The 12,591-nt window shown below is 36.5% G+C and carries 14 protein-coding genes; 11 read left to right on the top strand and 3 right to left on the bottom strand.

Translation table 11 applies throughout. The annotated features are described in order from the left end of the window. The first annotated feature begins 233 nt into the window (after positions 1–233). Positions 234–809, top strand: a complete 576-nt coding sequence (locus QUF94_RS20970) for a TetR/AcrR family transcriptional regulator (RefSeq protein WP_289317530.1) — start codon at positions 234–236, stop codon at positions 807–809. A 156-nt stretch (positions 810–965) separates the two neighbouring features. Here QUF94_RS20970 and yhfH read toward each other — a convergent pair whose 3' ends face one another. Further along, positions 966–1,094 (bottom strand): protein YhfH, encoded by a 129-nt coding sequence (gene yhfH / locus QUF94_RS20965; RefSeq protein WP_065310849.1) that lies wholly within the window; start codon positions 1,092–1,094, stop codon positions 966–968. Positions 1,095–1,266: 172 nt separating this feature from the next. On the opposite strand from yhfH, the gene QUF94_RS20960 reads away from it, so the two are divergent. From QUF94_RS20960 to QUF94_RS20925, 8 genes are all read left to right on the top strand, one after another. After that, complete coding sequence (locus QUF94_RS20960; RefSeq protein WP_289317529.1) at positions 1,267–2,001, top strand: MBL fold metallo-hydrolase; 735 nt, start codon at positions 1,267–1,269, stop codon at positions 1,999–2,001. A 45-nt stretch (positions 2,002–2,046) separates the two neighbouring features. After that, a complete protein-coding gene (lplA, locus tag QUF94_RS20955; protein WP_289317528.1) occupies positions 2,047–3,036 on the top strand; it encodes a lipoate--protein ligase in 990 nt (329 codons plus the stop codon). Between the two features lie 179 nt (positions 3,037–3,215). Beyond that, the gene (locus QUF94_RS20950) at positions 3,216–4,760 is read left to right on the top strand and encodes a fatty acid--CoA ligase family protein (protein ID WP_289317527.1); all 1,545 of its coding nucleotides are present in this window, start codon (positions 3,216–3,218) and stop codon (positions 4,758–4,760) included. Between the two features lie 179 nt (positions 4,761–4,939). Continuing rightward, positions 4,940–5,467 (top strand): HD domain-containing protein, encoded by a 528-nt coding sequence (locus QUF94_RS20945; RefSeq protein WP_289317526.1) that lies wholly within the window; start codon positions 4,940–4,942, stop codon positions 5,465–5,467. 183 nt (positions 5,468–5,650) lie between these two features. Continuing rightward, positions 5,651–6,337, top strand: a complete 687-nt coding sequence (locus tag QUF94_RS20940; protein WP_289317525.1) for a response regulator transcription factor — start codon at positions 5,651–5,653, stop codon at positions 6,335–6,337. A 592-nt stretch (positions 6,338–6,929) separates the two neighbouring features. Beyond that, positions 6,930–8,195, top strand: coding sequence for a M48 family metallopeptidase (locus QUF94_RS20935; protein WP_289317524.1), 1,266 nt, complete (start codon positions 6,930–6,932; stop codon positions 8,193–8,195). Next, positions 8,188–8,460 (top strand): DUF4030 domain-containing protein, encoded by a 273-nt coding sequence (locus QUF94_RS20930; RefSeq protein WP_289317523.1) that lies wholly within the window; start codon positions 8,188–8,190, stop codon positions 8,458–8,460. Before QUF94_RS20935 ends, QUF94_RS20930 begins: the two co-directional genes overlap by 8 nt. A 379-nt stretch (positions 8,461–8,839) precedes the next feature. Further along, complete coding sequence (locus QUF94_RS20925; protein WP_289317522.1) at positions 8,840–9,316, top strand: DUF3574 domain-containing protein; 477 nt, start codon at positions 8,840–8,842, stop codon at positions 9,314–9,316. A 395-nt stretch (positions 9,317–9,711) separates the two neighbouring features. On the opposite strand, the gene QUF94_RS20920 is transcribed toward QUF94_RS20925, so the two are convergent. Continuing rightward, positions 9,712–10,539 (bottom strand): DUF4097 family beta strand repeat-containing protein, encoded by an 828-nt coding sequence (locus QUF94_RS20920; RefSeq protein ID WP_289317521.1) that lies wholly within the window; start codon positions 10,537–10,539, stop codon positions 9,712–9,714. 164 nt (positions 10,540–10,703) lie between these two features. Beyond that, positions 10,704–11,363, bottom strand: coding sequence for a TetR/AcrR family transcriptional regulator (locus QUF94_RS20915; protein ID WP_289317520.1), 660 nt, complete (start codon positions 11,361–11,363; stop codon positions 10,704–10,706). A 332-nt stretch (positions 11,364–11,695) separates the two neighbouring features. Here QUF94_RS20915 and QUF94_RS20910 point away from each other — a divergent pair, with 332 nt between their 5' ends. Both QUF94_RS20910 and QUF94_RS20905 read left to right on the top strand, forming a co-directional pair. After that, the gene (locus QUF94_RS20910; protein WP_289317519.1) at positions 11,696–12,196 is read left to right on the top strand and encodes a helix-turn-helix transcriptional regulator; all 501 of its coding nucleotides are present in this window, start codon (positions 11,696–11,698) and stop codon (positions 12,194–12,196) included. Further along, on the top strand, positions 12,186–12,578 hold the full coding sequence (locus QUF94_RS20905) for a hypothetical protein (RefSeq protein WP_289317518.1): 393 nt from the start codon (positions 12,186–12,188) through the stop codon (positions 12,576–12,578). Before QUF94_RS20910 ends, QUF94_RS20905 begins: the two co-directional genes overlap by 11 nt. Positions 12,579–12,591 lie beyond the last annotated feature (13 nt).

The following is a 12,591-nucleotide window of genomic DNA, read 5'->3' as shown; positions in this document are numbered from 1 at the left end:
TTCTGTAATGTGCCTCTACATATTTTCATGCTATACATCTGAATAAGCGGCACTTTTGTTTTTACTGTGGAAAATTAAATACCCAATTTTCGAAAAGGTGGCTGTCCAGTAATGAGGATGGCCATTATTTCTCTAGAAAATTTAAAATTAAATTGAAAAGACTGAATATTTTTGGTATGATATTTTTGAACATAATGACTGTTTTGTCCGTTTGGTCAGGATTGAGGTGGGAAATGTCTGTTGATCGTAAAAAATTAATTTTAGAAGCCGCGACCAAGTCGTTTTCACTTTTTGGGTATAAGGCAACGACGATGGATCAAGTCGCTAAAATTGCCAATGTGGGAAAAGGGACCATTTATACCTTTTATAAAAATAAAGAAGAGCTGTTTAGAGAAATCGTTCAGCGGATGATAGAGGAAATGAAATATGAGGCGGAACAATCTTTGGATGATCAGCTCTCCTTTTTTGAAAACCTGCATCGGGCCGTTTATCGAATCCTGGAGTTCAGGCAGGAGCATCAGTTATCTTTAAAGCTTTTTCAGGAAGAGCGGGAAATTGGTACGCCGGCCGTTCAGGAAATGGTTAATGAAATGGAAGAAGCTGTCGTATCTTACATTAAGGACAAACTTAAAATAGCGATTGATAAGGGCTATATAAAGCCTTGCGATCCAGAGATAACAGCTTTCCTGATGTTAAAGATGTACCTTGCCCTCATTTTTGATTGGGAAAGGAACCATGCCCCATTAGAGAAAGATGAAATTGCTGAACTATTTAAAATATATTTATTCAAAGGATTATCCGCTCCGTGATAATTCTATTTTTTTGGCTGGAATGCAATGAATCGTAAAAAACCAAAAGAAGAGATACCGATGATCGGTATCTCTTCTTTATATTGGGTTTTCAGCTGTTAAACCGAACTTTATATGGGATCATCCTGCCGCAGAGGATGGTGAAACACATTACTACTACTCTCCAGAAAGGCAATGATCACAGTGGTTTCCATAACATTCGTGCTGTTCTTCAATTTTTTTTCCGCATTCCGTGCATTGTTTCGGAGGCAGGTTTTTAAAGAACTCAACGCTACTTTGAATCATGAACATCATCTCCTGAATTTTTTTGTTATTCGCTTTTCTATAACTCCATTGTATTATAACAGATACAGATTGTCAATCGATGTTTTATAACATAAGTAAAAAAGGTGAAATGAGGGAAAGAATAGTTTATATTAATGGGGAAGTCATTGAGAGAAAAAAGGAGTGCCTAAGCATGAAAATCACCGTAATTGGCTGCTGGGGCGGATATCCAGCTAAAAATGAGGCAAGTTCTGGCTATTTGCTTGAATATGAAGATTTTCGCATTCTGCTTGATTGTGGCAGTGGTGTTCTATCACAGCTGCAAAATCATATGAAGCCGGAGGACCTAGGTGCAGTTGTATTATCCCACTATCATCCGGATCATGTTGCGGATATTGGTGTCCTGCAGCACGCTGCGCTCATACAGCAGTTATTGGGCAGCGAAAAAAGGACCATACCTATTTATGGTCATGATTTAGACCAAGCCGAATTTGGAAAGTTAACTTATAAAGACGTGACAAAGGGCATAGCCTACTCTGCTGATGAACCCTTAACCATAGGACCGTGTAAATTTACGTTCATGAAAACAAAACATCCAGTCCCTTGTTTTGCTATGAGGATTGAAGCTGAAAATCATTCGATTGTTTATACAGGTGACAGTTCTTATATGGATGAGTTAGCAGATTTCGCTAAAGACGCAAATGTTTTATTGTGTGAAAGTAACTTTTACAGTGATATGGATGGTTCAAAGGCGGGGCATATGACGGCTAGAGAAGCGGGCATGCTAGCAGCCAAGGCCGACGTCCAGCTTTTGCTGTTAACTCATCTTCCTCATTATGGGGATCTTGATCAACTGAAAAAAGAAGCATCCGAGGTATTCAAAAGGGAAATAGCTGTAGCTAAAACCAATCTCGAATTCCAACTATAAATGAAACATTAGGGTAATGAATGGACTCTACAAGGAGGAACAACTGTGCTTTTTATTGATAATAAGGGAATTACAGATCCGAGAATTAATCTGGCCATTGAAGAATATGCGCTTAAACATTTAAATATAGATGAAACCTATCTCCTATTTTACATAAATCGCCCTTCAATCATCATTGGAAGGAATCAAAATACAATTGAAGAAATCAATGCCGATTATGTAGAGGGAAATGGCATTACAGTAGTTCGCCGCCTTTCAGGGGGCGGGGCTGTTTATCATGACCTAGGAAATCTCAATTTCAGTTTCATTACGAAAGATGATGGAGATAGCTTCCATAATTTCAAGAAGTTCACCCAGCCTGTCGTGGAAACGCTTGAGAAACTTGGAATACATGCTGAATTAAGCGGACGTAATGATATCCTGGCCGAAGGAAAGAAAATCTCCGGCAACGCGATGTTTTCAACGAAGGGCAGAATGTTCAGTCACGGGACATTGTTGTTTCAATCAGAAATGGATCACATTGTATCCGCCTTAAAAGTGAAAAAGGATAAAATCGAGTCCAAGGGAATTAAATCGATAAGAAGCCGTGTCGGAAATATCGCTGATTTCTTAAAAGAACCGATGTCTGTTGAAGAATTCCGTTCATTCCTTCTGCAAAATATATTCAAAGGTAGCGGCAAAGTTACAGAGTATGTTTTAACGGAGGCCGATTGGGAGGAAATTCATAAAATCTCGGAAGAAAGGTATCAAAACTGGGCGTGGAACTACGGAAAATCGCCTAAATTCAACTTGCAAAACTCACATAGATTCGCGGTGGGCTCTGTTGATATCCGTCTTGAAGTGAACAGGGGAATCATTGAGAATTGTAAAATCTACGGTGACTTCTTCGGGGTCGGAGAGGTTGCGGATATTGAACAAAAGCTTACTGGAATACGCTATGAAAAGGAAGCCATCAGCAGTGTACTAGATGAGATAGATGTTCGGCATTATTTTGGCAATGTAACGAAAGAAGAAATATTGGCTTTAATATATTAAGCCTGAAAAGCCGTCCCGATTTAATAGGACGGCTTTTGTGTCTAATAATGACAGTAATTGCTTGAATATGGATAAAATTGTTGCTGTAAACGCATTCTTTTAATATAATAAAAATGTATTTAGTCTTTTATAAAAATGAATGATTGTTCATTCATGCTATTTACAGGGGAGGGAGAACGATGAATTTATCTGAACAGCTTCATCAAACGGCTTTAAGAAAGGCCGATAAGCCAGCTTATTATTTTATGGATCAATCCACCTCATATGGGGAATTGGATATGGCCGTTACAAAGTTTGCAGACGAATTACATAGGCTTGGTGTTTCAAAAGGTGATAATGTTGCGCTGGTATTAGGCAATTCTCCACATTTCATCATTTCGTTGTATGGAGCTTTGCGAGCAGGGGCGACCGTAATTCCCGTAAATCCAATTTACACACCTGATGAGATTGGTTACATCCTGAATAATGGCGATGTAAAGGTCGTCGTGACTTTAGATAAGCTTGTACCCTTATTCGAGAAAATGAACCCGATCCTCTCGAGCGTAGAACAGTATGTGATTTGTGAAACGCAGCCGAATAATGGGGATATTAGCAAATTTAACATCTACCCAAAAATGAAATCGTTTGCAAAAATGGTCGAAAAGGGGCATGCCGGTTTTAAAGGTCCTGACCTGGATCCTGATGCTACGGCAATCATACTCTACACTTCAGGGACAACGGGGAAACCGAAGGGGGCCATGCTCACACATGCCAATATATTCTCCAATGCTCATGATGTTGGTGATTATTTGAAAATCACGGAAAGTGACCGTGTCATTACGACATTACCAATGTTCCACGTGTTCAGTTTAACGGTAGTTGTGAATGCCCCATTGATGAGCGGAGGTACGCTTTTAATTGTCCCGCAATTCAGTCCAAAGGAAATATTCAGGCAAATCAAAAAATATGATGCAACCGTTTTTGCTGGGGTGCCAACGATGTACAATTTTCTTTTCCAATTTCCCGATGCGAAAGAAGACGATCTGAAGTCGTTGCGCATATGCATTTCAGGTGGATCCGCCATGCCAGTGTCACTGCTTGAAGCATTCGAGCGGAAATTTAATGTCAGTGTTTCGGAAGGGTATGGTTTATCCGAAGCATCTCCCGTTACCTGCTTCAACCCTTTGGATCGTCCAAGGAAGGCGGGATCCATCGGAACCTCGATCCTTGGGGTGGAAAACAAAGTGGTCAATGAGCTTGGTGAAGAAGTGCCGATCAATGGGGTAGGAGAATTGATTGTAAGGGGTCCGAATGTAATGAAGGGGTATTATAAAATGCCTGAAGAGTCGGCGGCAGTCTTGAAAAATGGCTGGTTGTATACAGGCGATTTAGCGAGGATGGATGATGAAGGGTATTTTTTCATCGTAGATCGTAAAAAGGAACTAATCATCGTCGGGGGTTATAATGTCTACCCACGTGAAGTGGAGGAGGTTCTGTACGCCCATCCTGAAGTAGTCGAGGCAGCAGCCATAGGCATCCCGGATCCAAATCAGGGAGAAGTGGTTCATTGCTTCGTGGTAAAGAAAAACAATGCATTGACCGAGGAAGAATTACTTGCCTATTGCATGGAACACTTGGCTAAGTATAAGGTTCCGGCAAAAATTGAGTTTTTGGATGAACTTCCAAAAAACACAACTGGTAAAATTTTACGGCGTTCCTTAAAAAAACATGTAATACAAAACTGAATTTGGTTGATCATGAGGGGACCATTGCCTATAACCTGCAATGGTCCTTTTTTGTACAAACAAAGTGTATCAGGCTGCATAAAATATATCAGGAGGGGAAGCTTAAAACCTTGATTCTTGTTTCGAAAAGAGTTATGATTGTCATTAAAAATTTCCACATAATTGTAAGGAGGGGTTAGATGAGAGATGTAAAGCTTTTAGATATTTTTACACATCCCATTGCTCAAAAATACTTGAACCGTTCAGGTCTGGCTCATGCGATTGCGGTAGCATACCATTCGTTTCACCTAGCAAACGAATATAAGATAGACCCTGATATTGCAGCTAAAGCTGGACTTTTGCATGATATGGGCCATTTTACCTGGTATCGCAACGGTAAATGGGATTATGATCTGTACAAACAAAATGATATCCATCCCATTAAAGGTGCAGAACGAGCACATAAACTATTAATCCGTTTGGGAGAGAACCCGATAAAGGCAAAGACAATTTCCCTCGCCATTTTATTTCACACCGATTCGTTTTTACCTTCAAATGATATTATTCGAACACCGCTTCAGCAGGTCGTCAAATGGGCCGACGAAAAAGATGAAGAAGAAGGTGGAAAACACCATTACCGTAAAATTGATTTTCTCCGGGCAAAGGAAAGCATCATGAAACTTGATACACTCATAGACGAGGAACAAAGAAAAAGGCTATCTTCCTGAAGGCAAACAGGTTGATAGCCTTTTTACCGTGCACTTTTTTAAAGCATATTTTACAGTTTAAATTTTGCTTTTGAATTTATTTCATTTATATTGTTATCAAGTGAATTAATGATGTAATATATAGACCAATAGAACTATTCGTGGTGGCCGCAATTATAAAAATCATCGGATTATTAACAAATAATGAAAAGAACAGGTGAAGTTATGAAGTCGATTAAGCTAATGATATATGGTGGCAAAGGGGGGCTAAAGGGAATCATCGAAAAAGAAGAAGACATTAAGGTCATAGGAACAACGGGGAATGAAATGGAATTTCTTGATCTTGATTATACAGTATCAGTTGATGTCATTCTTCTTGATGTCCAGTCATCAGGGAAGTATGGACAGGAAGTAATGCCAATCCTAAAGGAAAGACACCCATCCATTCCTTTCGTCATTCTTACTGCCTGTTCAGAAGACCATTATCTTATCGAAGCAATATGCCATGGTGCAGCAGGTTATGTGTTACAGGATAGTGGAATGAAACAAGTGGTGTCGGCAATCCGTCAATGTGCCAATGGTCAAATAGTCTATCCTGCCTCATTCAAATCTTTTCTAATGAAGAAGCTGCAGCAGGATGGTGTTGAAAAATCACCAGTATCTTTGGATAAGGCAATTGAAAAATTAGGGGCCTTTTCTAAACGCGAGTATGAACTGCTTATTCTACTCAACGAAGGCCAGACGAATCAGCAAATTTCAAAAACACTTTTTCTATCCATCGGCACGGTAAAAAACTATATCAGCCGCATTTACAGAAAACTGAATGTTAGTAATCGCCCTGAGCTTATGGCACTTTTGTATAGTTTTCAAAATAGCAGCATGAAGGGGTGACTATTTAAGCCCTTCGCTCCTTTCATAGATTTTTCATAATGGCCTTATACACCCGATTCTTTATAGGAATTATATTTAAACCATTCCAAATACTTTGATGATGACATGATTTTTATCATCGGGCAACAAGGTGGCGGTAGGATAGATGAATTCGCCGGTGCCTGAATCTCGAAAAAGGAATTTAAATTGGTCAATGAGCCTTTTCATATCTTTAACTGTTCCTCGTAATACCTCCTAGCCATCCGTTTTATTTTAACTGTCTCTGCATATGCATCCACTCCTTCCGCTGTTCTTTTCCGGATCGAATGTGATTGGAAAATTCCACCTCAGTTCATCCCTTATCTTCTGCATTTGAACATACTCGAATTCCAAAGCCGGACCGTAGTTTCATGAGTGCATTTTTGACTGACGGGATTCTGTGCAATACTAATAATTGAAAGTTGATAAAACAAAAGAAGGATTAAAACCAGACAAAATGATCGAGATTGTTTGAATATTTATGGAATAAATAATATAGAAGGGAAATGCAGTTCTAACCTGTCCATTTTGGATTAAACTAATAAGAGGGAGTTTCGTTATAAGGAGGGGCATCATGGTTAGAAAATGGGCAGGAAGAGCGATTCTATTATATATCTTTTATGCAGCAGTGATGTATTGGTATATTTTTTATGGGGCAGATACTTCCATTCCCGAAGCATTGCGTGGTACTGCAGCAGACCCTGCAACATTTTTGAATGCAAGGGAACTAAAACTTAGCGAAGAGTATTCAGGTCTGAGGAATTTTATTTTTTTCGTTTCTACACCATATGAATGGCTGCTGTATTTCTTCATTTTATTATTTGGTTTTTCAAAAGCATTTGAAAAGTCTTCCATGACGGTATCGAAACGGAAAGTGATCCAAACAGGCATTTACTTATTCTGGCTTTCTGTAATTTCTTACCTGGCACTATTTCCAATCAGCTTCATTGGTTACCGGATGAGTAAAAGTTACCATATCAGTACACAAAGTTTCACCTCGTGGATGAAGGATGGAGTCATCGAATTTTGGGTGAATTTTGGGTTGATGTTCATCATCGTTTCCGTCTTATATTGGTTAATGAAGAAAAGTGTGAAGAAGTGGTGGCTCTATGCTTGGATGTTGTCCATTCCATTTACCTTGTTTCTTATGTTTGTTCAGCCTGTTTTGATTGATCCGCTGTATAATGAATTCTATCCGCTCAAAAATAAAGAGCTGGAAACGGAAATATTGGCACTTGCCTCACAGGCTGAAATTCCGGCTGATCACGTATATGAAGTAAATATGGCGAAAAAGACAAATGCCTTAAACGCATACGTGAACGGCATAGGTTCCAACTCAAGGATAGTCCTTTGGGATACGACCCTCAATAAACTAAAGGAAGATGAAATCCTTTTTATCATGGCACATGAAATGGCTCATTATGTTGAAAAGCACATTTATATAGGGATTGCAGGATATTTAGGAATGACTTTAATCGGCTTATGGCTGACATCGAAAATCATGAATTATATCATAAGGCGCTGGGGCCACCTGTTAAAGGTGCGTACGGTTGACAGCATCGCTTCTCTTCCATTATTTTTCTTAATAACGTCTGTGCTGTTGTTTGCTTCCAGCCCGGTGTCCAATTATGTTTCCAGATATCAAGAAACAAGGGCTGACCGTTATGCCATCGAAATGACCGGGGATAAAGAATCAGCAATCACCACTTTCCAGGAACTCACAAGGTCGGGTTTGAGTCAGGTCAATCCACCATTCCTGGTAAAATGGCTACGGTATTCCCATCCAACCATGCTCGAGCGGATTTCCACTGTTGAAAATGCAGATACAAAGGGTGATTGAAAGATGGATGATGATTCTAGATTCTATTACTGATGAATTAATCGGTAAAAAGGATTACAAAATTACTTTGACTGGATATTCTATTAACCCTGAACCAAGAATAGATATATGGGTTTCTTTAAAAAGCTCAGAACCCGATTCAAGGGAACATGGCGATAATATCGAAAAGGTCCTTAAAGAATATTTGAATTCTAAAGAAATGCAAAAATTGGTTAAAAACGATTCCTACAAAATTAATGTATACAGCAAAGACAAAAAGAAATAAATTAAACTAGCATAAATCTATAACTTTTGATTTTTTGAAATAACGGGTGCTTTACTTCAAATAGGGAGTTGCTTTGGCAACTCTTTTCTTATAGAGCTAACGGGTGCGTTAGTTGATTAAGGAACACAAAAATGATCAAACTTTGTTTCAAAGCTACAGCATAATCGATAATTTCGAAGATGAGAAACCCCCTTGGCTACCAAGGGGGTTTATTTTTGATGGATTCCTTAAAGAGTGATTATCTTAGCTAGCTTTGCATACCATATACAACCTAAAAAACGACAAAAAAGTATATATACGTCAATACACCTTTTTGATATTATAAAGATAAATTTCCTATATTTGTTATTTTTGAGTAGGAATTATTAAATAAGGGGAAGTGATAAAACTGAAGAAGAATAAAGTAGTAATTAAAGTATTAGCATTCTTTATGTTAATTGGGTTATTTGTTTATACATTATATGTTGAACTCCCATCTAAACAAACATCAACAACTCAAGAACAACAATCAAATGTTTTGAAAGGACAATTCCATCTTGACAATGTTGTAAAAATTTATGTTCCATCTACCTACAATATTGATCAACCTATTGATAACAGCAAATATGTTGACCAGTCTTTAGAGAAGTTCTCTAATATGTTTGGAGGTGCTACTTCTTACGATGGAACAGGAGCTTGGATAGGAGACAATGAAAAATTAGTTAAAGAAAAAGTAACCATTGTTTATAGCTTCACTGAAAAGTTAGATAAGAATAAAATTAATGAAGTTGTAGCTTATGCAAAAAATCTTAAAAAAGAAATGAAACAGTCTTCGGTATCCATTGAAGTAAATGGAAAAATGTATTTTATTAAATAAAAGATCTATAAAAAAATTATTTAAAGGTATGCTCACTGAAAAGCATACCTTTAATTTGTATTATAGTAACTAAGTTTTACATATAACCGTTTGATCATTAAAGGTGTAGTTTTAAAATAAAGTCGTAACGTTTTGAATAAAGTTTAATCGTTTATAAAAATGATAAACCGAAATCAATACTTGATTTTGGTTTTCCTTAATGAACTAAGGGGCAGGTTAGTTGAAGAAGAAATGGTAAGATAAAAAGGATGAGTACCAAAGGGAAAGTAGGATGATATGGAATATATTTATGTAAAATGGATGACCTTTTTATGCTTTCTTGGAAGATAATGAAATATAGAAAATTGAAGACCTTTTAAAAAGAAAAAGAAGGAGAATCCTCCTTCTTTTTCTTTTTAATAAATCTTTATATTACCCACAAAGGAAGTTATATTTAATTCCTTATCTCCTTTGTATCTATTAATGACTTTCTTCCCTGGGGGAAGTTGTTCTACATTATAAATGTTTTCTCCTGATAGTTTATTGTTTTCTGAAATTATTCTTCCAGTTTTAGTTATGATATTTAATCCTACCTCATTAAGAGTCTTTTCACCAGGTATTCCTACTTTTATGGTGCCATTATTAGATTTAATATTATTCTTTCCTTTCATATTAGAAAGGTCTTCGATTTTTATTCTACCAACTAAACTATCTACATTGATATTTCCGTCGATTGTTCCTAAATTAATAGTACCAACATTTGATGATACATTTAGAGATTCACCTTTGAAAGAATCTACATTAATTGTACCTACATCTGAATTTAGGGTTAGTTCTTTAATTTCGCTCGGATATCTAACATCTATTTTTCCAACTCCGGTACTAATTTGAACTTGGTCCATTAATTTAGATGGGACGTTCAGAACTAAGTTTCCTCTGCTTGTGTTAATTGGTGCAATTCGTCTCCAATTATTTACTTCTCTTACCTTAATAACAACTTGATCGCCTTCATATGTAACATCAACTTGGGGATCACCTAGAATAGATTTTTTACCTGTGTACTCAAGATCCATCCTAGAACCATCAGAACTGAGATGAACGTTGACAACATCACTATCCACAATAATTTTGGAAACATCTTTTAAGTCCTCCTTGTGAACGAAGTCTTTTTTAAGAAAAAATTCAATAGTTCCTGAGGCTATTAACAATACTGAAACCCCTCCTGCAATTAGAGCGCCCTTCATAATGTTTACCTCCCTTTCTTTAGCATATTTTAATCATTGAAACATTTGAATCTGCATCCAACCACTTATAATTGATGCTGCACCCACTCCGACACAAATCAATCCAGTTATCAAATTTCAACATACATATATATGTATGTATGTATTTAAAAAAATAAACTGCCTTATGACAGCCTATTTAAATTGAAGATTTCTCTGTGACAAGTTTCAAAAGAGGTTAGTATTTGATCGTCAATAATTGGCAAACCAATACCGTTAAATAGTTCTTGCAAGTGTTTTACCTTTTGCATATATTCTTCTGTATTTACTGAAAAAATAATTGGACTCAACCAAATGTTCGCTAGTATCACAAGTGTTTCAGCAGATTGTTTTGGATAGTGAACGGAAATTGAACCATCCTCTACACCTTCCTCAATAATTGATTGTATACTTGGTGCTCCTATTCTGACACATTCCATTAATTGATTGGCAATAAGTGTAGGACTTTTTAAAATAGATGGGATAGACTTGATCGCATCAACCTGTCCCTGATTATTAGTAAAGGAAAGCTGAAAAGCAGTTTTTAGTTTCTCTAAACCATTTAAACCATCCATTTTCTCTGCTTGTTCAAAAGGATTATTTTCCGAAGCCAATCGTTTGAGAACGGCATCTATAATATCTTCTTTAGATTTAAAATGATGGTAGAACGCACCTCTAGTTAAATCTCCCAATTCATCAATAATGTCTTGGATTGTTGTCTGGTCCCATCCTTTTTCAAGAAAAAGTCTAGTTGCAGCATCTAATATTCTCTGTACCGTTATTTCAGGATATTTATTACGTGCCAATTTATCACCTCCACACATTAATACATTCATATGTATGTATTATATTTTGTAATTATTTGGATGTCAATAGATAGTTCCTTGTTAAACTAAAGGGTGCGTTAGCTGAAGATCGGAGCTGTCTTTAAGTCAGCTTTTTCTTTATGCAACTAACGGGGCAGGTTAGTTCAACAGCTTTAATTAAGAAATATTCCCATTTCAAACTTATTTAGAGCAAGGTTCGTTCTTGCATTTTTCTTTGTGTTTTAAAGTTGGTTTTATTCAAAAAGGGTATTTTTTGTTGAAAAATAATACTATTAGTGTAAAATTACACTAAAAAGGAGTATTTAGTATATATGGAAAAAGAAGAATTCATCAATTTAATATCAGAAAAAATGAAACTTGTCCGAACAGAACAGAGTTTTTCTCAAGATAAGATGTCTGAAATTCTAGGGATTTCAAAAAAAACACTAGTTCAAATTGAAAAAAGAAGAACAGAAGCCAATTGGACCACCGTTGTTGCATTTTGTGCTTTGTTTAATCATAGCCAATTGTTGATATCATCAATTGGTGACAATCCAGTTGATTTTGTTCAGTTAATTGCTAGCAAAAATGGTGGTACGCCTAAAGAAAAAACAATGGGTGGTAAGATATGGTGGAAAGAAATCGAGTATAGAGGGGATTTTCGTTTGCAACAAAATTTGATTAGTGACCATTACCGTATATTGGATCAATATGATTATCGTTGGCATAGTTCTTTTGATAAAGAAGAGAGTTTAAGTCGTTTAAATGAATTACAGGCTGTGGGGACTATCGAGATAGACAAAGGTATAGGGATGGGGATATATGAAGAATAAGATTTTGCTTGTTCTAAGAAAAATAGTAATTGGTATTCTAATAGTCTGTTTATACTGTTTTCCTTTTGTTTATTTTTCAATGCACCAAGATTTTGCTAACCGTTCAATGCTTGGCTATTTAATTATGATTGTAGTGACTTCACTTCTTGCTTTCTTCGGCAAACTCTTTAATAATTCAATCTCTCTTATTATTGGTAATATATTATCTGTAATAATTTCATTTTATTTCATAAGCGATATGACAGGGAACGAACGATGGGGTGGCTATTTTAAGCCACTAACTCCATATCAATTATTAATCTTGGTTAGTTTTTTGAATTTGATTCCTCAGTTCTTCGCTATGAAGTTAGCAAATAGACACAAAAATAAAGTTAAAGATTAATTTGATTAAGAAG

Source organism: Peribacillus sp. NJ4, from assembly GCF_030348345.1.
Classification (GTDB): domain Bacteria; phylum Bacillota; class Bacilli; order Bacillales; family DSM-1321; genus Peribacillus.
Note: the sequence above shows the minus strand (reverse complement) of the source record. Positions and strands in the feature narration are given on the sequence as shown.

Bases quoted from the DNA above. Each gene is read 5' to 3' on its own strand.
- QUF94_RS20940 (WP_289317525.1), top strand. From the start codon at position 5,651: ATGAAAAGAACAGGTGAAGTTATGAAGTCGATTAAGCTAATGATATAT.
- QUF94_RS20945 (WP_289317526.1), top strand. From the start codon at position 4,940: ATGAGAGATGTAAAGCTTTTAGATATTTTTACACATCCCATTGCTCAA.
- QUF94_RS20905 (WP_289317518.1), top strand. From the start codon at position 12,186: ATGAAGAATAAGATTTTGCTTGTTCTAAGAAAAATAGTAATTGGTATT.
- QUF94_RS20920 (WP_289317521.1), bottom strand. From the start codon at position 10,539: ATGAAGGGCGCTCTAATTGCAGGAGGGGTTTCAGTATTGTTAATAGCC.
- yhfH (WP_065310849.1), bottom strand. From the start codon at position 1,094: ATGATTCAAAGTAGCGTTGAGTTCTTTAAAAACCTGCCTCCGAAACAA.
- QUF94_RS20970 (WP_289317530.1), top strand. From the start codon at position 234: ATGTCTGTTGATCGTAAAAAATTAATTTTAGAAGCCGCGACCAAGTCG.
- QUF94_RS20960 (WP_289317529.1), top strand. From the start codon at position 1,267: ATGAAAATCACCGTAATTGGCTGCTGGGGCGGATATCCAGCTAAAAAT.
- QUF94_RS20950 (WP_289317527.1), top strand. From the start codon at position 3,216: ATGAATTTATCTGAACAGCTTCATCAAACGGCTTTAAGAAAGGCCGAT.
- QUF94_RS20935 (WP_289317524.1), top strand. From the start codon at position 6,930: ATGGTTAGAAAATGGGCAGGAAGAGCGATTCTATTATATATCTTTTAT.
- QUF94_RS20910 (WP_289317519.1), top strand. From the start codon at position 11,696: ATGGAAAAAGAAGAATTCATCAATTTAATATCAGAAAAAATGAAACTT.